This window comes from Arthrobacter terricola, assembly GCF_004354015.1.
GTDB classification, from domain to species: domain Bacteria; phylum Actinomycetota; class Actinomycetes; order Actinomycetales; family Micrococcaceae; genus Arthrobacter; species Arthrobacter terricola.
The window spans coordinates 1-19,723 of record NZ_SMRU01000013.1; the positions used below are offsets into that span (position 1 = coordinate 1).

18 protein-coding genes are annotated in these 19,723 nt (G+C 61.7%); 14 read left to right on the top strand and 4 right to left on the bottom strand.

What is annotated here, in order from left to right; translation table 11 throughout:
• From E1809_RS12005 to E1809_RS12020, 4 genes are all read left to right on the top strand, one after another.
• A partial coding sequence (locus E1809_RS12005; protein WP_205754049.1) for a transposase occupies positions 1-297 on the top strand: 297 nt, incomplete at its 5' end.
• A gap of 135 nt (positions 298-432) precedes the next feature.
• The gene (locus tag E1809_RS12010; protein ID WP_235835562.1) at positions 433-1,236 is read left to right on the top strand and encodes an ATP-binding cassette domain-containing protein; all 804 of its coding nucleotides are present in this window, start codon (positions 433-435) and stop codon (positions 1,234-1,236) included.
• Positions 1,237-1,351: 115 nt separating this feature from the next.
• Positions 1,352-2,665 carry a hypothetical protein gene (locus E1809_RS12015; RefSeq protein WP_133204471.1) on the top strand — a complete coding sequence of 438 codons (1,314 nt, stop codon included), beginning with the start codon at positions 1,352-1,354 and terminating at the stop codon, positions 2,663-2,665.
• Positions 2,649-2,960 (top strand): hypothetical protein, encoded by a 312-nt coding sequence (locus tag E1809_RS12020; RefSeq protein WP_133204472.1) that lies wholly within the window; start codon positions 2,649-2,651, stop codon positions 2,958-2,960. Before E1809_RS12015 ends, E1809_RS12020 begins: the two co-directional genes overlap by 17 nt.
• 537 nt (positions 2,961-3,497) lie before the next feature.
• Here the strand turns inward: E1809_RS12020 and E1809_RS12025 are convergent.
• Entirely contained in the window at positions 3,498-4,307 is an 810-nt protein-coding gene (locus E1809_RS12025; RefSeq protein ID WP_133204590.1) for a nitrilase-related carbon-nitrogen hydrolase, read from the bottom strand.
• 228 nt (positions 4,308-4,535) lie between these two features.
• Between E1809_RS12025 and E1809_RS12030 the strand changes: the two genes are divergently transcribed.
• The 9 genes from E1809_RS12030 (at position 4,536) to E1809_RS12070 (ending at position 16,233) form a co-directional block, all read left to right on the top strand.
• The gene (locus tag E1809_RS12030; protein ID WP_133204473.1) at positions 4,536-5,726 is read left to right on the top strand and encodes an ROK family transcriptional regulator; all 1,191 of its coding nucleotides are present in this window, start codon (positions 4,536-4,538) and stop codon (positions 5,724-5,726) included.
• Between the two features lie 139 nt (positions 5,727-5,865).
• Positions 5,866-7,422 (top strand): multiple monosaccharide ABC transporter ATP-binding protein, encoded by a 1,557-nt coding sequence (gene mmsA, locus E1809_RS12035; RefSeq protein WP_133204474.1) that lies wholly within the window; start codon positions 5,866-5,868, stop codon positions 7,420-7,422.
• A 41-nt stretch (positions 7,423-7,463) separates the two neighbouring features.
• Positions 7,464-8,735 carry a multiple monosaccharide ABC transporter permease gene (mmsB, locus tag E1809_RS12040; RefSeq protein ID WP_133204475.1) on the top strand — a complete coding sequence of 424 codons (1,272 nt, stop codon included), beginning with the start codon at positions 7,464-7,466 and terminating at the stop codon, positions 8,733-8,735.
• Positions 8,736-8,786: 51 nt separating this feature from the next.
• A complete protein-coding gene (locus tag E1809_RS12045; RefSeq protein WP_133204476.1) occupies positions 8,787-9,890 on the top strand; it encodes a substrate-binding domain-containing protein in 1,104 nt (367 codons plus the stop codon).
• 251 nt (positions 9,891-10,141) lie between these two features.
• Positions 10,142-11,578 (top strand): ABC transporter permease, encoded by a 1,437-nt coding sequence (locus tag E1809_RS12050; protein ID WP_133204477.1) that lies wholly within the window; start codon positions 10,142-10,144, stop codon positions 11,576-11,578.
• Between the two features lie 2 nt (positions 11,579-11,580).
• Positions 11,581-12,282: an ABC transporter ATP-binding protein gene (locus tag E1809_RS12055; RefSeq protein ID WP_133204478.1), complete on the top strand. Its 702-nt coding sequence runs from the start codon at positions 11,581-11,583 to the stop codon at positions 12,280-12,282.
• A 113-nt stretch (positions 12,283-12,395) separates the two neighbouring features.
• Positions 12,396-13,469 carry a Gfo/Idh/MocA family protein gene (locus E1809_RS12060; RefSeq protein WP_133204479.1) on the top strand — a complete coding sequence of 358 codons (1,074 nt, stop codon included), beginning with the start codon at positions 12,396-12,398 and terminating at the stop codon, positions 13,467-13,469.
• Positions 13,470-13,631: 162 nt separating this feature from the next.
• Positions 13,632-14,555: a hypothetical protein gene (locus tag E1809_RS12065; RefSeq protein ID WP_133204480.1), complete on the top strand. Its 924-nt coding sequence runs from the start codon at positions 13,632-13,634 to the stop codon at positions 14,553-14,555.
• 121 nt (positions 14,556-14,676) lie between these two features.
• Entirely contained in the window at positions 14,677-16,233 is a 1,557-nt protein-coding gene (locus tag E1809_RS12070) for a hypothetical protein (RefSeq protein ID WP_133204481.1), read from the top strand.
• Between the two features lie 118 nt (positions 16,234-16,351).
• Here E1809_RS12070 and E1809_RS12075 read toward each other — a convergent pair whose 3' ends face one another.
• The 3 genes from E1809_RS12075 to E1809_RS12085 form a co-directional block, all read right to left on the bottom strand.
• The gene (locus E1809_RS12075; RefSeq protein ID WP_133204482.1) at positions 16,352-16,798 is read right to left on the bottom strand and encodes a DoxX family protein; all 447 of its coding nucleotides are present in this window, start codon (positions 16,796-16,798) and stop codon (positions 16,352-16,354) included.
• 69 nt (positions 16,799-16,867) lie between these two features.
• A complete protein-coding gene (locus tag E1809_RS12080; protein WP_133204483.1) occupies positions 16,868-17,560 on the bottom strand; it encodes a phosphonatase-like hydrolase in 693 nt (230 codons plus the stop codon).
• Positions 17,553-18,329: a GntR family transcriptional regulator gene (locus E1809_RS12085; protein WP_133204484.1), complete on the bottom strand. Its 777-nt coding sequence runs from the start codon at positions 18,327-18,329 to the stop codon at positions 17,553-17,555. Before E1809_RS12085 ends, E1809_RS12080 begins: the two co-directional genes overlap by 8 nt.
• Before the next feature lie 163 nt (positions 18,330-18,492).
• On the opposite strand from E1809_RS12085, the gene E1809_RS12090 reads away from it, so the two are divergent.
• Positions 18,493-19,695 (top strand): TIGR03364 family FAD-dependent oxidoreductase, encoded by a 1,203-nt coding sequence (locus tag E1809_RS12090; protein WP_235835563.1) that lies wholly within the window; start codon positions 18,493-18,495, stop codon positions 19,693-19,695.
• Positions 19,696-19,723: the final 28 nt, after the last annotated feature.

A 19,723-nucleotide genomic window follows, 5' to 3' on the forward strand; every position in this document is an offset into this window, starting at 1 on the left:
TACGCCACGCACAAGACCCCCGAAGTCAAGGCATGGCTTGCGGCCCATCCCCGCTTCACCGTCCACTTCACTCCTACCTCGGGATCCTGGCTGAATCTCGTCGAAGTCTGGTTCGGCATCATCGACCGGCAGGCCATCCGGCGCGGCGTCTTCACAAGCGTCAAAGACCTCAACCAGAAAATCCGCCAGTTCATCACCGGCTGGAACGACCGATGCCACCCGTTCGTCTGGACCAAAACCCCCGAACAAATCCTCGCAAAAGCCAACCGCTTAACTACTTCAGAAACGCGACACTAGGTGTTTTGCCCGATTTGCACCTAGTCCGAAGTTTTTCACACCTAGATTCGACCTATCGGCCCCTAGGCGGCGCTTCCGAGCCCTACTCTTCGAATGCAGGAGTTGGAGCCAGTGGGGAGTCTCAGTCCTCATTGAATGCAGGTAGCTCTGTTCCAACAACTCGTCGTGGTGGCACACCAAAAGTGCGCCACCACGGCCGGAGCATTGAAAGGGGTATCAACAATGAACCTGACGGTTGAAAACCTTAACTTCGCCTACACTTCCCGGACCCAAGTGCTGCACGATGTCTCGTTCACGATTCCGACAAACTGCATCATGGGACTCGTGGGACCCAACGGGTCAGGAAAATCGACACTGATTAAGGTCATCTTGGACCTGCTGCAACTCCAAAACGGTCAAGTCAAGATCGGTTCCGACATAAGCCAGAGCCGCAATGCCAAGATGTCCTCGATCTACTTGTCGAGCAATGACTTCCTTCCGGAGTTTCTCACGGGCGAGGAATACCTGCGTTTCATGCACGGCCTGTACGGGGAAGCCCTGGACTGCGCCGCGTTGACGTCGCAATTCGCGAAGTACTCCATGGCTGGAAGGCATCGGGACCTCATAGAGGACTACTCGCATGGCATGCGGAAAAAGTTGCAGCTCATCGCGGCGTTCATGTTGCGAAGGAGGCTCACTGTCATTGATGAGACCTTGAACGGAATAGACATTGACGCGCTCAGAATATTCGAAGGTGACGTGAAGGAACTCGTCGCGGAAGGCCGGTCGGTCTTGCTGTGCAGCCATGACTTCGCAATGTTGGAGCGGGTTGCCGATCAGCTTGCCTTCCTTATTAGGGGAAGCATGGTTGTCCAAGCCCCGGTCGGTGACCTTATCGCGGACCATGGCACCATCGCGGACCTGGCCAACGAGCTCATCCAGGTAATGGAGACCCCCTGAGATGCGGCGCGCGAGCGTGGCACTGCTTTTCCGGCTATTTTGGATTTTCATTCTCAGGCGCGTGTTGGGCCGCGGATTGCTGGCAAGTCGGACTGCCAGAATCTCAGTACTGCTCTTGCTTGTCACCGCCTTCGCCGGCTTTACACTGCTCAGTTATGTGGTGATCCGGCAGTACTTCGGTGGAACCGGCCTCCTCGAACCGGTCCTTCAAGCCGCCAATGTATCTGTAGCGTTCTGGGCCCTTGTTACCTATGTACTAATACGGGTGCTCTTCATGAAGGCAGACGAACTCCTCAAGCTGTCCTTCAGCCTTCCGGTGACCAACAAGGAAAGGACACTGGCCTTCGGGCTCTTCGAATTGTCAGTCGTCTTCGTGATGATGTTGTTCATTTTCGGGGCCTTCTCGGTCTCTACAGTCCTGGTGGGAGGCCCTCCTTTCATCCCGAAGGTCCTGGCCTCCATCTGGTTCCCGGCGCAGACGGCGTACCTGCTGCTCAGCCTTGGCTACTATCTCCTCGAACGGGCGCTTCTTACCCTGCGGGTTTCCCGGCTTCGCAGTCTCATAGTGCCGATGGTGCTGGGTCTCGGGCTCGTCGCGATATTCCCATATACCAATGAACAGAGCGCACAAATAGCCCAAAGTCATGTAGAAGGCCGTGACTACTGGTCGCCAGCACTGTCATTCGCGCTATTGCAGGAAAAAGCTGGAATATGGATTTGCAGTCTGGTGTTCCTTGTGACATCTGCCGCAATAGTCGGGGCAATCATGGCGGCGGCTCCGAAGAGTTACGTCCCGATACGCCGGTTTTTCATACTGCTTCCGTCCTGGTTGGCGAAGCATCGGTTTGGCGTTTACATACTGGTCATGTTTCGAAATTTCGAAACGACGGTAGCGGTCCTTTTCGTCATCATATTTTCTATATTCATGTGGGTCTACCATTTGGCGTTTCCACCCTACGTGCTAGCCTTAGTCACTTTTCAGGGCATTTACGCATATTCAAATTCGGAAACGTTGAGGCGCATGGTTCCCTTCCCGGGCCGGACATTCGCTAACTACCTTCGTCTCGTGGGCTCGCAGACGGTCCTGCTCGGCGTCGTTGCCATTCCGGTCCTGAGCCTATCCCTGGCACAAGGAATTTCGTGGGATGCGATCCCGCACGTGGCAGTATTCTGCTTGAGCAACATCCTCATTTCGACATTGATAGGCATCGCGTTTCCCCCGGAAAAGGGAAATCCCTTCACTGTACTCATAGGAGTGGTGGTGACCTTGACGATTGTCATGATTATCGCCCTCGGACTGAACATTTTTAACTTTCACCCGGCAATCACCGCCATAATCTTCATTTTACTGAACCTCCTGATTGTCGGTTACAGCATATTCGGCATGCAAAGGTTGGAAAGGATCGCCCGCCATGAAGTGGTTTCTTAGAATATCCGCGGCATTGACTTCATCTTTTGTCCTCACCATGATCGTCGTCGTAGGAAGCTTCATCATGACGATGTTCTCGGCCCGAGAGGTCGGAGTACGAAAGTTTGGCCTCTTCGGAGCGGTATTTTTCCACCCGCAAGAACAGTCGGACGGGTCAACAATACTGGAAGCAGGCGTGTCGAATGGCGCCCCCATCGCCATCATTTTCGTATTGCTGGCGGCATTCCAGGTTGCGGTAGCTTCGGTTCTGGAACGTCTCAAGGCTCACAAGCGACGCCTTCAAGAGGCCGATTAAGGTTGCTTCTTCACGCCATCCCGCTGCGAGAAACAACCGCCGGCCTGATACTTGGCTTACTTATCCGGTCATCCCGTTGGCCCCTTGCTGCCATCGCCGTCGGGTTCTTGTTGTGCGGCGCCTTGGCGTTCATGACCGGAGACCGGGTCCTATTCCAAGCCGGGCTTTGGTTACTGGCCCACGCACTCTGCCTGTTCTGCAGTTTCGTGGTGCATGAGATATCTCATGTTGTTTGTATGCGGCGGTTCTCGGGTGTCACCCACATCGTAGTGTCAACCAACAGTCGGCGCTTTTCCATCACGCCTATCGGAAGCCTGCGTGGTTGGCAGATTGCAGTCACAGCGGTCGCTGGCCCGGGCGCGTCATGCGCTATCGGAGCGGCGCTTGTCTTTCTCATTCCAAACTCGCTCCTGCACTTGTGGTTCCTGTTCCATGCGGTCTTTATCCTCCCTGTCTTCGGCGACGGACGCGGCCTCATAGAAGGAATCAAGTATTGGTCCAGACCCGTTGCCTTGACAGCGCATGCCCGTTCATGACTCAGCCGCGGCGACCGGGAGCTTCCCACTCCCGGTAAATTTCCGGGCGGCGGTCGCTCAGGTAGGGCACGTCCTCGCGCGCGGCACGCACCGGATCCGCAAGGACTTCGGCGAACAGCAGCGCGGCCGATTCTCCCGCAGCGGCCGTCAGCGAGCCGTCCGGACCGGCAACCACGCTTCCGCCAAGGAAGTCGCAACCGTCCTCATGGCCGCTGTGGTTGGCGTAGGCCACGTGGAGTTGGCTTTCCAATGCCCGGGCACGGATGAGCACTTGCGGCACGGCTTCGTATCCAGCGGACAACGCGGTTGGAACCAAAAGTAGTTCGGCTCCGCGCACGGCTGCCGCGCGGACCGCTTCAGGGAATTCGACGTCGTAGCAAATCAACAGTGAAACGCTGAGGCCGTTGAAGTCGACGACGGCGGGAGCATCGGTGGCGGCGGAAAACGCCTTTCGCTCTTCGTCGCCAAAGAGATGGACTTTGGCGTATTCCAGCAAAACCTGGCCGCCCGCGTCTAGGAGCGTAGCCGAAATATACCGGCCACCGTCTTCGGCAGGAGCAGGAAGGCTATAGACCAGTCCAATGCCGCGGACGCGAGCGATGTTGGCCAACTTCTCCCGGATGCTTGGAAGAATTACAGGATCCAGCTCCGCGTGGATCCTGAGCGGCGAGTAGCCCACGGGGAAGAGTTCAGGAGTCAGCAGCAAGGAGGCCCCGGCGCCGGCAGCCTTTTGCGCTGCCGCGTCAATCGTCGCCAGATTGGCCTCGATGTCCAGGACAACGGCATTGGCCTGCATCACGGACAGCAGCATCTTTACCACCTCAATAGCCCATTCAGTTCCCCGGAAGACATTCCTGGAAATCGTCGTCAAACCAGCGTAGCCAGCCTCCACGCGCTGCTGCGGGGACAAATAGACCCAACGAAGACGGGCAGAGGATGGATCGCACAATTGTCCGTATCGGTCCATGGGGTCGACACAAGACGGTCTCCATGCGTTAACTTCTTGACTGCAAAAGTGATTTGGTGCACGCTTCATGTCATGCCTGCAACATCCAGCTCGATGAAGAGCCATCGCAAGAACCCCGGCTCGCAGTCGGCGCTGCGCCACCTCAACCAGCAGCGGCTCATCGAGTGCCTATTGAACGGCCCGTCCACCCAGGCCGAACTCGCCCGGCAGACCGGCCTGTCCACCGCCACGGTGTCCAACATCGTCAAGATCATGCAGGACGCCGGCCTGGTTTCCACGGAACCGATCACCAGCTCGGGCCGCCGGGCACTCAACGTGCGGCTCAACAGCAACGGGGCGGTCGCCGTCGGGATCGACTTCGGCCGGCGGCACCTGAGGGTGGTCCTTGCGTCACTCGGCTACCACATCATCATCGAGGAAACAGTGACGCTTCCCCTCGGCCACCACGCGGAACAAGGCATCAGCGCCGCCGTCGAACTTCTCGACAAGCTACTGCTGGAAAGCGGCGTGGACCGGAGCGCGGTGGTGGGCGCGGGAGCAGGCATCGCGGGCCCGATCGACCGCCGATCAGGGACCGTAGCCCAGGGGGCGATCCTGCCGGAGTGGGTGGGAATCCAGATCCTCGAACGGCTGGAAGAAGCCCTCGATTTGCCCGTGTACGTTGACAACGACGCCAATCTTGGCGCCCTGTCCGAAGTCACCTGGGGGCCACACAGCGGGATCAGCAACCTGATGTTCTTGAAGATAGGATCGGGCATCGGCGCAGGCCTGATCCTGAATGGGGAACCCTACTACGGGGCGGTCGGAATCACCGGTGAAATCGGGCATGCAACTATCCACGAGTACGGCGCGATCTGCCGTTGCGGCAACCGCGGATGCCTCGAAACCATGGCTTCCACCACCACCATGATCGAGTTGCTTGGCAAGGGAACCGGAGTGCATCTCGAACCTGAGGACATTGTGCGGAACGCCCTTGCGAAGGATCCTGCGACCCTGCGCGTGGTGGACGACGCCGGCCTGGCCGTGGGGCGCGCTTTGGGCAATGTGGCGAATCTCATCAATCCCGAAGTGATCGTGGTCGGCGGTCCGCTGGCCGGCCTTGCCGACATCCTCCTGGACCCGATCCGGCGCGGGCTTGTCCGCCATGCCGTCCCCGTAATCGGCGAGACGACGCACCTTGCCATGTCCTCGCTCGGTGCCCGGGCAGAGGCCCTGGGGGCGGCGGCACTGGTCTTCCAGCACGCCGGAATCAAGCAGTCCTAAACCAATTCGTTACCACGCTGTTATCTCGCCATTGCGTTCAAGTCTTGACGACAAGGCGTGTGATCCAGTTTACTTTCACATCAGAAAGGCTCGCCATCCGCGAGCCGACGACGACGTCAACCATTGGAGGCGCGAGGGTATGTCTACCCCCACAACCGACCAGGATCCGATCCTCCTCGAAATGCGATCCATCACTAAGGAATTCCCCGGCGTGAAGGCTCTCTCGAACGTCAGCCTCCGGGTCAAGGTGGGCGAAATCCACGCGATCTGCGGCGAGAACGGTGCCGGAAAATCCACCCTCATGAAGGTGCTTTCCGGCGTCTACCCGCACGGCAGCTACGACGGCGAGATCGTGTATAACGCCGAAGTCCAGCAGTTCAAGGACATCCGGGCCAGCGAGCAGGCGGGGATCGTGATCATCCACCAGGAACTCGCCCTGATTCCGGAACTGTCCATCATGGAGAACATCTTCCTCGGCAATGAACCGGTCCGCCGCGGAGTCATTGATTGGGCGGAAGCCCGCAAACGCTCGGTGGAGCTCCTTGCCCGGGTTGGCCTGCGCGAGGATCCGGACACGCCCATCAAGGAAATCGGCGTCGGCAAGCAGCAGTTGGTGGAAATCGCCAAGGCCCTGAACAAATCGGTCAAACTGCTCATCCTGGACGAGCCCACCGCCGCCCTGAACGAATCCGACTCCCAGCACCTGCTGGACCTGATCCTCGGCCTCAAGGGCCGCGGCATCACCTCGATCATGATTTCCCACAAGCTCAACGAGATCGAGCAGATCGCGGATGAAATCACCATCATCCGCGACGGCAAGTCGATCGAGACGCTCAACGTCAAGCGTGACGGCGTGGACGAGGACCGGATCATCAAGGGCATGGTGGGCCGCACGCTCGAATCGCGTTTCCCGGACCACACGCCCAAGATCGGGGAAGTGTTCTTCGAGGTCAAGGACTGGACCGTGGGGCACCCCCAGATCCAGGACCGTTTGGTCTGCAAGGGCTCCAACTTCCACGTGCGCCGGGGCGAGATCGTTGGCTTCGCCGGGCTCATGGGCGCAGGACGTACCGAGCTTGCCCGCTCCATTTTCGGCCACTCCTACGGCAAGTTCATCTCGGGGCAGGTCTATAAGGACGGCAAGCCGATCAGTATGCGCAACGTCCGCCAAGCGATCGACCACGGCCTCGGCTACGTCACCGAGGACCGCAAGAGCCTCGGGCTGAACCTCCTGGATGACATCAAGACCACCACGGTTTCGGCCAACTTGAAGAAGATCAGCCGGGGCATAGTCGTGGACGCCAACAAGGAATTCATGGTGGCCGAACAGTACAGGAAGTCCCTGCGGACCAAGACCCCGTCGGTTGAAGAAGGCGTCTCGAAACTCTCCGGCGGGAACCAGCAAAAGGTAGTTCTCGCCAAGTGGATGTTCACCGATCCGGACCTCCTCATCCTGGACGAACCCACCCGCGGAATCGACGTCGGAGCCAAGTACGAGATCTACGGCATCATCCAGCAACTGGCCAACCAAGGGAAGGGCGTGATCGTGATTTCCTCCGAGCTTCCCGAGCTCTTGGGCCTTTCCGACCGCATCTACACCATCTTCGAGGGCTCCATCACCGGGGTGCTCACCAAGGACGAAGCGAGCCAGGAGAGCCTCATGAAACTCATGACCTCCAGCCGCAAAGCAGCCTGACCCGGTTACCCCAGAACCACACGGACACAAGGATCCAAACCATGAACGCGCTCAAGAAGCTATTCGGTGGCAACACCAGACAATTCGGCATGATCTTCGCCCTGGTGGCGCTCGTGATCTTCTTCCAGATCTTTACCGAGGGCCGCACACTGACCCCGGGCAACGTCATCAACCTGTTCAACGGCAACGCCTACATCCTGATCCTGGCCATCGGCATGGTCCTGGTCATCATCGCCGGCCACATCGACCTCTCCGTTGGATCGGTGGCAGCTTTCGTCGGTATTTCGGTGGCGCTCGCCATCCGGGACTGGAATCTCCCCTGGTACGCGGCCGTATTGTTCGGCCTCCTGCTGGGGGCGCTGATCGGTGCGTGGCAAGGCTTCTGGACTGCGTACGTCGGAATCCCCGCCTTCATCGTCACCCTGGCCGGCATGCTCCTTTTCCGTGGCTTCAACCAGTTCGTCGGCAAATCCAACACCGTCCCTGTGCCGGACGACTTCCAGTACCTCGGCTCCGGCTACCTGCCGGAGGTAGGACCAAACACGGGATACAACAACCTGACGGTCCTCCTCGGCTTGATCGGCGTCGCGTTCGTGATCTTCAGCGCGCTGCGCAGCCGCCGCAACGCACAGGCACTGGGTGCGGAAGTCCAGGAAACCTGGGTCATGATCACAAAGCTCGTGCTGGTCAACGCCGCCATCCTGTACGCGACGTACCTGTTCGCCACGGGCCGCCCCGGCACCTCGTTCCCCATCCCTGGCCTCATCCTCGGGGTGCTGGTGCTCATCTACGGATTCATCTCCGCCAAGACCGTCATCGGCCGGCACATCTACGCTGTGGGCGGCAACCGGCACGCGGCCGAGCTTTCCGGTGTCCAGTCCAAGAAGGTCAACTTCATGGTCATGATGAACATGTCCGTCCTGGCCGGTCTCGCCGGCATGATCTTCGTTGGACGCTCCACCGCTTCGGGACCGTTCGACGGCGTCGGTTGGGAACTGGACGCCATCGCCGCAGTGTTCATCGGCGGCGCGGCGGTTACCGGCGGCGTCGGAACCGTGATCGGCTCGATCGTCGGTGGCCTCGTCATGGCAGTCCTGAACAACGGCCTGCAGCTCCTCGGCGTAGGCGCGGACCTCACCCAGATCATCAAGGGCCTGGTACTGCTCGCGGCAGTCGCCTTCGACGTCTACAACAAGACGCAGGGCAAGAAATCGATCATCGGAATGATGATGAAGAACTTCGGCCGGAAGAGCGAGGAAATCGCACCGGACGAGACAACCTCAACCAAGGAAGTCATAGCTAAGGAAGCCTGATCGGCTTCGAGGCAATGCGTTCCATCCACAACAAAGAAAGCGAACCAAGTTATGCGAATGTTGGGTAAAGCAGGAAAGGCAGCAGCTGTCGCTGCGATCGCGGCACTGGCGCTGACAGCCTGCGGCCGTTCCGACACCGGCAGCTCCAGCGGCTCTTCGAGCGGCGCAGCCGAAACGTTCCCCAAGGGGTCCTCGATCGGCGTCGCACTCCCCCAGAAGACCAGCGAAAACTGGGTCCTCGCGGAGAAGCTGTTCAACGACGGGCTCACCAGCGCAGGCTTCAAGCCGGATGTGCAGTTCGCCAACGGCGGCGTTTCCGAGCAACAGAACCAGATCAGCGCCATGGTGACGAAGGGTGACAAGGTCATCATCGTCGGCGCAATCGACGGCGCCCAGCTCGGTACGCAGCTCAAGCAGGCCAAGGACGCCGGCGCAACCGTCATCGCCTACGACCGTTTGCTCCTGAACACGTCCAACGTGGACTACTACGTGGCCTACGACAACTTCAAGGTCGGCGTGCTCCAGGGCCAGGCGCTCCTGGACGGGCTGAAGTCGAAGAAGCCGAACGGCCCGTACAACATCGAACTCTTCGCGGGTTCCCCCGATGACGCCAACGCAAAGGTGTTCTTCGACGGTGCCATGAGCATCCTGCAGCCGAAGATCGACGACGGCACGCTCAAGGTGCTTTCCGGCCAGAAGTCCTTCGAACAGGCCGTGACCCAGGGCTGGAAGCCGGAAAACGCCCAGAAGCGAATGGACGCACTGATTTCGGGCAGTTACTCGAACGCCAACTTGGACGGCGTGTTGTCGCCAAACGACACGTTGGCCCGCGCCATCCTGACCTCTGTGAAGAGTGCAGGCAAGCCGATCCCGATCGTCACGGGCCAGGACTCCGAAGTAGAGTCCGTCAAGTCGATCATGGCCGGTGAGCAGTACTCCACCATCAACAAGGACACCAGCAAGCTGGTTGCGCAGGCCATCACGATGGTGCAGGACCTGCAGTCCGGCAAGCAGGTCGAAATCAACGACTCCAAGTCCTACAACAACGGCGTGAAGACCGTTCCGGCTTACCTGCTGCCGCCGGTCATCGTGACCCTCGCCAATGTGAAGACGGCTTACGTGAACGATCCGGTACTCGGCCCGCTCACCAAGTAGCACTACACAAACAGCTCGAACGACGGCGGCCGTCCCCTACCCGGGGGCGGTCGCCGTCCGCGTTTCCAGCGTTGGTTCCTGACGCCGTCGGGCGCTTCAGCACCCGGCGAGGTGCCGCCGTCGGGCGCTTTCATGAGCCGGACCGCGTTCACAGGCCGCGCATAGCTTCAGCTGGAGGGCCGCACAGCCGCCATGAGCACTGTTAGGTGAGCAGGCGCGCCGCTGGGGCGGGCCGGGTCCTAAGGAGAAACGTGAGCGTCCTAGCCAGGAGCGTAGGCAATGCCTTCCGCAACAAGATAAGAACCTCGGCAGTGGTGGCAGTATTGGCGGTCGCGATCGGGCTGGCGCTGTCCATGCTTGTGGCTAACCAGGCCGTCGGCAGCAAAGTCCAGGAACTCAACGCCTCAGTCGGAACGGTCCTCACGGTGAATCCGGCCGGCGGCCAGGGCTTCGAGGGCGGCGGCGAGCCGCTCACCACTGCGGAATCCGCGACGGCGGCCGCGGTACCGAACGTCGTCTCGGTAGTAGGCACGAAAGCTCTTCGCCTGGAGAACGAGTCCGCGACGTCTACTTCAAGCACCGGCACCACCTCGCAGCAGGGCGGCCCGGGCGGCGGTCCCGGAGGCGGAACCAGCGTGACCACGAGCCTCAAGGCAGCCATCGACGCCGGCACGCTGGGCAACCGGAACAACACAAACAGCAACAGCGGAGCGGCAGGCGGCTCGGGAACTGGAAACTCGGGCGCTGCGCCCACCTTCTCGTTGCCCATCACGGCCACCGGTATCGGGGCAGAGGTTGACACGTCCGGCAAGGCCCTGAACATCACAAGCGGCACCGGCCTGGGCGACTACACCGCCGCCAGCACCAAGGCGCTCCTCGGCACCACGCTCGCCGACAAGAACGGCCTCAAGGTCGGTTCGACGTTCACCATCGCAGGCAAGACCTTCACTGTTGCGGGCATTTTCGACGCCGGCACCACCTTCGGAAACAACGCCGTCTACACCACCCTGGCCGAGGCACAGGCCCTCGCTTCCACCCCTGGCGAACTGTCCAGCATGGTTGTGACGGTCAACAGCATGGACAACGTGGATGCCGCCAAGACGGCGCTGCAGTCGGCACTCGGATCGGACAAGGCCGACGTGACGCAGGGCCAGCGGAACCTTGAGACCGCCGTCAGCTCCTTGGACAGCGTGAAGAACATTTCGCTGGTGGCCTTCATTGCCGCCCTCGGCACTGCCGGCCTGATTATCTTGCTCATCATGGTCATGCTGGTCCGCGAGCGCCGCCGCGAGATCGGCGTCCTGAAGGCGATCGGCGCCCGCAACCGCACGATCGGATTGCAGTTCGTCCTCGAGGCATTGGTCCTGGTGGCGCTCGGCAGCGTGGTGGGTGCCGCGATTGCCGCGTTCGCGAGCGGCAGCATCGCCTCGGCCCTCATCAGTTCCAACAGCACGACGTCGGCATCGAACCAGCGCGGCCCGGGCGGCGGCGGCTTTGGTGGCGGGTTCGGCGGTGGGGGTGCGTTCGGCGGCGCCTCCCAGCTGCTCACTTCAGTGACGGCGAGCGCCTCCCCCAGCACGATCGCCATAGGCGTCGCTGCAGTCTTCGCGGTCGCCGTCGTCGGCGCCCTGGTGCCGGCCCTCCTGACCGCGCGCATCCGCCCTATCGAAGTCCTCCGAGGAGAATAGCCATGATTGAAGTCAAAGACCTTGTACGCCAGTTCAAGACCGGCGACCGCACCATCAAGCCCGTCAACGGAGTGAGCTTCGAACTCGAAAAGGGCACGCTCGCCTCGATCGTCGGAAAGAGCGGCAGCGGCAAGAGCACCCTGCTTTCATTGCTGGGTGCACTGGACAAGCCGACCAGCGGGGACGTCGTAGTTGACGGCGTCAGCCTCGCCGGCCTGCCCGACGGCAAGCTCACGGAGTACCGCCGCAGGGACATCGGGTTCGTGTTCCAGCAGTTCAACCTCATCCCGAACCTTTCGGCCATCGACAACGTCATGCTCCCGATGGAATTCGCCGGAATGCGGAAGGGAGCCCGCCTGGAACGGGCCCGTACCCTCCTTGAACAAGTGCAGTTGGACCCGGAAAAGCACTCCCGCCGCATCAACAGGCTCTCGGGCGGAGAGCAGCAGCGAGTGGCGATCGCCCGGGCGCTGGGCAACGAACCCAAGCTCATCCTGGCCGATGAGCCCACGGGCAACCTCGACGAGCAGACCGGCGACCACATCATCGAACTGTTGAGCTCGTTGAGCCGGGACCACAACACCACCATCCTCGTGGTGACGCACGACCGGACGTTGGCGCAGAAGACGGACCGCCGCTTCAGGCTGCAGCAAGGCCAACTTACGGAAGAGGCCGTCCGTCCGAGGGTGGTTGCCGGAGCCTGATCTGTCAGCCGACTGCAGTGTGCACGGAGTGCCGGGAACCCCGCGGGTTCCCGGCACTCTTGCGTCGCGGCGGGTCCCGCGAAGCGCGGCGAGGGAATGAGAGGATAGGGCCCATGAGCCTGCACATCGCGACGCCGTGGCTGTTCAGCCAACCAAACCAGGATCCCCGCTCGGCCACTGGAAAAACCTTGAACTGGGGCTTTATTGCCACCGGGGGTATCGCGAGGACGGTGGCCGGCGATCTTGCCCAACTCGAGGACGCCCGGCTGTACGCTGTGAGCTCGCGGTCCCAGGAGTCGGCAGACGCCTTTGCGGCCGCGAACGCCGTTACCAAGGCCTACGGGGACGACGGCGATGTCCCCGGCTACCAGCGGCTGCTCGCCGACGAAACCGTTGACGTGGTTTACGTGGCGACGCCGCACGCCCAGCATTTCGAGATCGTGAGGGACGCCCTCAACGCCGGCAAGCATGTCCTGTGCGAGAAGTCCCTGACCATCAACGGCCGCGAGGCCGCGGAGCTGATCAGCTTGGCGCGGGAGCGCAATTTGTTCCTGATGGAGGCGGTGTGGAGCCGCTTCCTGCCGAGCATTCAGCGTGCATTTTCGATTGCCGCATCCGGCGAGCTGGGCGATATCAAATGGGTCAGTGCCGACTTGGGCTTCCCCGCTACCTACGATCCGTCCGCACGGATCTGGGATCCGGCGGCCGGTGGCGGAGCTTTGTTGGACCTGACTGTGTACGCCTTGTTGTGGCCGTTGGGGACCTTGGGTTTCCCGCAGTCGGTGAGTGCGGTGGGCTCGTTGAACGACGACGGTGTTGACACCCAAAACGCGCTCACGCTTGCTTACGACGACGGCGCTATCGCCCAGTTGACGTCGTCGCTCCTGGCCCACGGGCCGCGGTCCGCAAACGTGGCTGGAACCCGAGGCTTCCTCCAGACGCAAGGGTCCATCAACAATCCACGGGAACTCCTGGTCCGAACCGGCTGGGACGAACCCCGCGCCGAGCGCTTCGAGACAGTAGGCATCGGCTACACCTATGAATTGCGCGAAGTGACCCGCTGCATCCAGCAGGGCCTCATCGAAAGCCCTGTCATGCCCTTGAACGATTCGCTCAACACCATGCGGCTTTTCGACGGCGTCCGGTCCCAACTGGGTGTCCGATACGCGAACGACGCGCGAGTCTGACGGGACCGCTTTTTCGAATCTTCCATACCGACGTCCCGTTTTTGTCACAACGCCGCGCCTACTTGACAGTTGCGGTAATTGGCATATGGGTTTCTGGACTATTTAACTAATCCGGTCCTACGATGGGAATGACCGTCAAATCGGACGCTGGGGGGTGTCGAGATGGAAGCAATGCGGAGCAAGCGGCGCATTCTTCATGTTCTCCGCTCCGTCCTGCTTGCCGGTGCCGGGGCTGTTGTGTGGATGGCACTCTCATCGACGGCAGCAAGCGCAGATTCCGGCACGGCGAACAACCATTCGATCGTGGATGGCGTGGATTCCGCTATCACCAACGTTGTGGGGGTTGCGCCCGCCATCGTTTCGCAGGTAGTTTCAGCCCCTGCGCAAGCTGCCCACGCACCGGTGGTACCGCCCGCCGTCGTCATCGGCCAGCTGCCACCCGCCGTTGACCACCTCGTCGCCAATATGCCGGTGCTCAACAAGGTGGTCCCCGGCGGGGCCGTCTCGAGCGTGACAGCTCCGGTAGTTGAGCCAGCCGGCACCCTGCTACAGGGCGTGACCGGCCCCGCGATCGACGCCGTCACTCCCCTGGTGGACAGTCTTCCCAAGCTCCCCGATGCCATTCCGGAGACCCAGGTGACAGTTCCCGGCGTCGGGGCTCCTTTTGTTTTGCCGCCGGTCGGCCTTCCAGCGGAAGCGGGCGACGAAGGCCCCGCCGCCGCCGTGCCGGCCGATACGACGCCGCTCGCCGGCGAGTCAGCGGACACTCCGCCTATGGGTTTCGCAGGTCGGGTCGGGCCATCTGGGCTTCTCGGAGCCCAGTGGCCCGCGTCGGCTCCCGCGAGCAGCTATGGGGAAACGTCTGCTCCGCTGGCTCCGTCAGACGAAAAGTTTCCTGCCGGAACCCCGGGTAGCGCCGCTGGAAGCAGTTCGGCGGTCCTCACGGGGAATTCCTCCGGGGCTGCTGCGGCGTGGCTTCCAAATATGAGCCTGTTCCATCCCTTGGCCGGGATCCTTGAATCCACGGCCGCCACCTACCACCTTCCCACTCCCGTGTCGTTTGATCCGGGATCCTCTCCCGACTAGTTCCGAGCCATGTCACCGCGCCAATCCAACCGAGCGACGGTGACAAACGGCCAGTCCTGGCGCCTGCGCACTGTATTCGCGGACCGAGGCGCCAACGGAACAAATCATTCAGGAGAGAAAAATGCACAGCATTGTCCGGAAAGGGTTACTTGGCACCCTTTTCGCCGGAGGGCTCATTGCCCTCGGCGCAACTGCCGCCAACGCGGCAGACACCACTGCAACTGCCCAAAGCACAACCACTACCCCTTCATCGGCAATCTCGGTGAACCTCGGGTCCGCGACGCTCGGATTGCTTGGAAATTCGAACGTCGCTACCACCACCCCTGTACCCGCCCCGGCTCCGGCCCCGGCGACAAATTCCGGCGGACTGGGGGTCTCGTCGGGAACCCAGGTGGTGGCTCCGATATCGGTCCCTGTTAATGTCGGAGCCGCCTCTCTGGCTGTGCTGGACACCACTCCAGCGAACACCCCCGTCTCAGTAGCAGCACCCGTTACGGCCAGTGGCACTTCGGCCAACGTACTCGCCGGAACAGGCACAACTACCGGCACCGGTGTTACCGCACCGGTCACCGTTGGCGACACGGCTGTGAACGTGCTCACCGGCACCGGCACAGCGCCCATCGGCACTGGCGTTACCGCACCGGTCACCGTCGGCGACACCACCGCCAACGTACTCACCGGCACCGGCACGACGACGGGCACCGGCGCGACCGTACCCGTCACCGTTGGCGACACCACCGCCAACGTGCTCACCGGCACCGGCACAGCGCCCATCGGCACTGGCGTTACCGCACCGGTCACCGTTGGCGACACCACCGCCAACGTGCTCACCGGCACCAGCACGACGACGGGCACCGGGGTCACCGCGCCCGTCACCGTCGGCGACACCACCGCCAACGTGCTCACCGGCACCAGCACGACGACGGGCACCGGGGTCACCGCGCCCGTCACCGTTGGCGACACCACCGCCAACGTGCTCACCGGAACCGGCACGACGACGGGCACCGGGGTCACCGCGCCCGTCACCGTTGGCGACACCACCGCCAACGTGCTCACCGGAACCGGCACGACGACGGGCACCGGCGCGACCGTGCCCGTCACCCTCGCCAACGTGCTGGGCGGCACCACGCCAAGCACCGGCGTCGTACTCCCCGTCACCCTCGGCGGCACGACCTCGGGCTTGCTCGGCGCCGACGGACTGGGCACAAACGGCCTCGTTTCGGGAGCCGGGATCGCGGCGCCCTTGGACTTGATCGGAAGTCTTCCGGCAACGGTCCTTGGCGCGGCTTCGCTCGGACTGCCGACGGCGCCGGTCGTCACCACGCCGGTCGCCACCACGCCGGTGACCACGCCGGTTGTGACCCCGCCGGTTGTAACCCCGCCCGCGGCTAATGCGGGCGTTGAAGTACAGGGCGATGCGACGCAAGGTGTTGACGGGCAGGGCGTTGCGGCTCAGGGAGCACTTGCTGCTTCGTCCGTTGATCCGTCATCGGCTGTCACAACGATGACGGGCGCAAGCCAGTCGAGCGCGACTGCGGCTTCTTCAGTCAGCAATCAAGCTGCCTTGGCTAGCACAGGTTTCAACGGTTTGTGGTTGCTGACCGCAGCCGCACTGTTGATAGGCGGACTCATCGCCATGATGGGTAGCCGGAAGATCCGGGCTAACGTTCCCGCATAGTCACCGGCCCGGGCTGCTCCACCGCACTGGATCCAGCCCAAACCAGGCACTCCTGCGGGGCGAACCCCCGCAGGAGTGCCTCCGTGCGGACGGCCGACAATGAGAACTGGCAGCTCGTCTAACGGCTTGCCTTGCGCGGGCCTTTCCCGGCGAAGAGCTTCCGGTCCAAGGACATCGCTCCGGAGCCAAGGAAGGAGAAAGCAAGCGCCAGTGCGATATACAAGATGAGCAGCTCGGCATTGATTCCGGGCTGGTCACTAAGCAATGGTTTGCCCGATTCGGTCACGAACCAAATCCCGGCGTACATGATCGCGGCAAGGAAACCAGCCACCCTTGTGAGGGCTCCGAGCACCAGCAGTGCGCCCAGACCGGTTTCACCCCAGAGGACCAGCCAAGACACCATATCGGCCTTTTCGATCCCCATCGCGGTGATGGTTGCTTGAAGTGCGGGTTGTCCGGCCAGGACCTTCTGAATCCCGTGAAGCAGCACGAGGCCGCCAAATACAATCCGAAGGAACGCGATTCCGCGAGCGGAAGACGTCTGTGAAGGAAGGAGGAATTTCACCCCATCAATCTTCCATGCCAGCCCGGCAGCTCAAAACGGCAAGGGCCAGAAAGCGGCAGTCCGACGTCGTCAACCCAGCAGGGCGGGAAGATCCTTGACGCCCACAAGGATGTGATGGTGCGGCTGCGCAGCAAGTTCCTCGCGTCCGAGCTTCCCGGTCAGAACCCCCACGGCGGTCACGCCCGCGTTGATTGCCGCTTTCAAGTCGTTAGTGGTGTCACCGGCAGCGAGGACCTCACGGACATCGGCGACCCCGGCCAATTCCATGGCGCGATGAATCATGTGGGGAGCGGGACGCCCGGCAGCAACATCGTCTGAGCACACGACCGCATCGAGACGGATGCCGTCGTCGGGTCCTTTTCCGCTGCCGGCAAGGCCCCAGCCGAGTCGGGCTAGGAGCGATTCGGCGACGTCCCGCGAAAACCCTGTTGTCAGCGCTATCTTGACGCCGCGGCTCCGCAATTCACGAAAGGCGTCTTCGACGCCGTCGAGCGCTACCGGCGGGTTTTGCTCGTAGAAATCGGCGAGCAACTCCTTGAATCGGAGGAACGCCGCCTGCACAATCTCAGGAGTTGCCACGCCGCCGCCCCGGGTGATGAGGGCGGCGATGGCTTCTGCTTTGTCGGCTCCCATCCACTCCTGAACAGCTTCGGGCGTGGTGGCCACCCCGGTTTCTTCGACGCAACGGGCCAATGCAACGTAGACATCTCCGTGTTCGTCGATTGTGGTTCCGGCCATGTCACAGGCGATCAGCTTAATCATGTGTACCTTTGGGTTCTTCGGTGTGGACACGCACCAGGGCGGCGCGGCGTTCCGCCGTGTTGTCGATAGTGAAGTTGGTGAGCTCCGGCAGGTAACAGTCCTCCGAGTATTCAATGGCCATACCGCTCGCGGAGCGCGTCACTCGGCGTTCCCGCAAGAGGGGAATCCCCTCGGCCTGTTCCAGCAATTCCGCGTCTTCCTCGTTGGCGGCTACGGCATCGATCGTATGGCGGGCGCTATACAGGTCAACGCCCTGCCCCTTCAGGAAAGCGAAGATCGAGCCGGAATCGGTATCAAAATCGAACAGGAGCCGCCCTACCTCGAGGATGAAGCAAGTCCGCTCGATCATGGCAGGCACGCCGTCGAGGTAGCGGACGCGCAGCAGTTCCACCACCTTCTCTCCGGCTTCCAGGTCTAGCGCTTCGGACACTTCGGGCCTCGCGTCGCGTAGCGCCACTTCCAGAGTCCGCTGCCCGGGCGTTTTCCCAATGCCAACAGCCCACTCCGTGAAGGAATTGAAGGTCGAGAACGACTGCGAAGGCACTGCAGGACGAACCATCGGCGGGCGTCCGCGGCCCCCGGTAACCGCACCTTCGGCCCGCAACGAGGCGAGTGCTTGGCGAATCGGACCGCGCGACGTTCCAAATTCCTTGCAAAGCACTGCCTCGCTCGGCAATTGCGATCCCGGTGGCCAGGTTCCGTCTGAGATGCGACGCATGAACTCCTCGGCGAGGCGGACATGCAGGGGTGCGTTCTGCTGGATACTCACGAGTTGATAATACAAGTTTGATGGCCAAGCTGTCGCGAAAATACGGGAATTTTGGTAAACAGACCATGAACTCGAACCAAATCAGGTAAAGACTCGGTTAACTTGTATGTACAAGTGCCGATCTAGCTTGATTCCGCTTTCGAGGCAGGTCAATGTCAATGGCGTGAACATCCAATTTCCCCCTTCAAGTGGCCTGCCGTCAGCGCCCTCAAGCGATGTGGTGATCGTGGGCGCGGGCATCGTCGGCCTCGCCCACGCCGCGCACGCCGTGGCCAACGGCTTGACCGTGACAATCCTTGAGCGTGACCACCGGGCTGTTGGCGCTTCAATCAGGAACTTCGGTCATTGCTGCATTACCGCCCAGTCCGGCGATCTGTACGAAATGGCGCAGACGTCCCGGAAATACTGGCTCGAGTTCGCGGGCCTGGCCGATTTCTGGGCCGCCGAATCGGGTGCCATGGTGCTCGCACGCACGGAATCTGAAATGGCGGTGCTCCGCGAACTGTCTGGCGAACGCGAGCAAGGCCAGGTTGAGCTTCTTACCCCCACCGAGGTGCGGGCCCGCCTTGGTTCCGGTGAGGAAATGTCAGTGCCCGACGGCGGCACCTCATCCGTTTCTTGGCCCGCCTTGGTAGGAGGCGCCTTCCTCCGCGACGACTTGCGAGTGGACCCTCGCACCACCGTTGCCAAGCTGGCTCAATGGCTCTCCGAACAGCCCGGGGTGAACATCCACTGGAATACAGCAGCCCTTGGATTTGGCAGCGAAGCCGGAAGATCGACTGTGCGCACTACGCGTGGAAACTTCCACGGTGAAAGGATTTTCGTCTGCGTAGGCCACGACGTCGACTACCTCTTTCCCGACCTCGCCGAAGAGCACGGGATTGAGCGATGCGCCCTGCAGATGTCCCTCGCAGCCCAACCGCCGGGGCTGCACATCAAGCCCGCCATCCTTACCGCCACGTCGATGCTCCGATACCAGGCCTTCACCGACACGGCGGCAGCAAACGCGCTCCGGGCAGAAATGGAGCAAAGCCGGCCCGAACTCCTAGGCATAGGGGCGAACGTCATGTTCACCCAGCGCCCGGACGGGACCGTAATCCTCGGCGACTCCCACCACTACCACCACACGGCTCCGCCATTCCTCAAGGAAGGCGTCACCACCACTGTGAATATGGAAATCGAGTCGGCAATCGGCGCTCCCCTGGACATTGTCGAGCGCTGGCAAGGAATCTACGCCTCGAGTTCCATATCGCCCCTCCTGGTCCGCGACGTCCAACGCGGTGTCACCGTCGTCTCGGTGACTTCCGGCGTCGGAATGACCCTCTCCTTCGGGCTCGCGCACCGCAATATCGCCCGCCTTTACTGAACCACCGCCTCCCCGTCGCAAAGGACCC

Coding starts and splice junctions, on each gene's coding strand:
- mmsA (WP_133204474.1), top strand. CDS start 5,866: ATGTCTACCCCCACAACCGACCAGGATCCGATCCTCCTCGAAATGCGA.
- E1809_RS12020 (WP_133204472.1), top strand. CDS start 2,649: ATGAAGTGGTTTCTTAGAATATCCGCGGCATTGACTTCATCTTTTGTC.
- E1809_RS12045 (WP_133204476.1), top strand. CDS start 8,787: ATGCGAATGTTGGGTAAAGCAGGAAAGGCAGCAGCTGTCGCTGCGATC.
- mmsB (WP_133204475.1), top strand. CDS start 7,464: ATGAACGCGCTCAAGAAGCTATTCGGTGGCAACACCAGACAATTCGGC.
- E1809_RS12070 (WP_133204481.1), top strand. CDS start 14,677: ATGCACAGCATTGTCCGGAAAGGGTTACTTGGCACCCTTTTCGCCGGA.
- E1809_RS12055 (WP_133204478.1), top strand. CDS start 11,581: ATGATTGAAGTCAAAGACCTTGTACGCCAGTTCAAGACCGGCGACCGC.
- E1809_RS12010 (WP_235835562.1), top strand. CDS start 433: ATGCAGGTAGCTCTGTTCCAACAACTCGTCGTGGTGGCACACCAAAAG.
- E1809_RS12080 (WP_133204483.1), bottom strand. CDS start 17,560: ATGATTAAGCTGATCGCCTGTGACATGGCCGGAACCACAATCGACGAA.
- E1809_RS12060 (WP_133204479.1), top strand. CDS start 12,396: ATGAGCCTGCACATCGCGACGCCGTGGCTGTTCAGCCAACCAAACCAG.
- E1809_RS12065 (WP_133204480.1), top strand. CDS start 13,632: ATGGAAGCAATGCGGAGCAAGCGGCGCATTCTTCATGTTCTCCGCTCC.
- E1809_RS12025 (WP_133204590.1), bottom strand. CDS start 4,307: ATGCTGCTGTCCGTGATGCAGGCCAATGCCGTTGTCCTGGACATCGAG.
- E1809_RS12030 (WP_133204473.1), top strand. CDS start 4,536: ATGCCTGCAACATCCAGCTCGATGAAGAGCCATCGCAAGAACCCCGGC.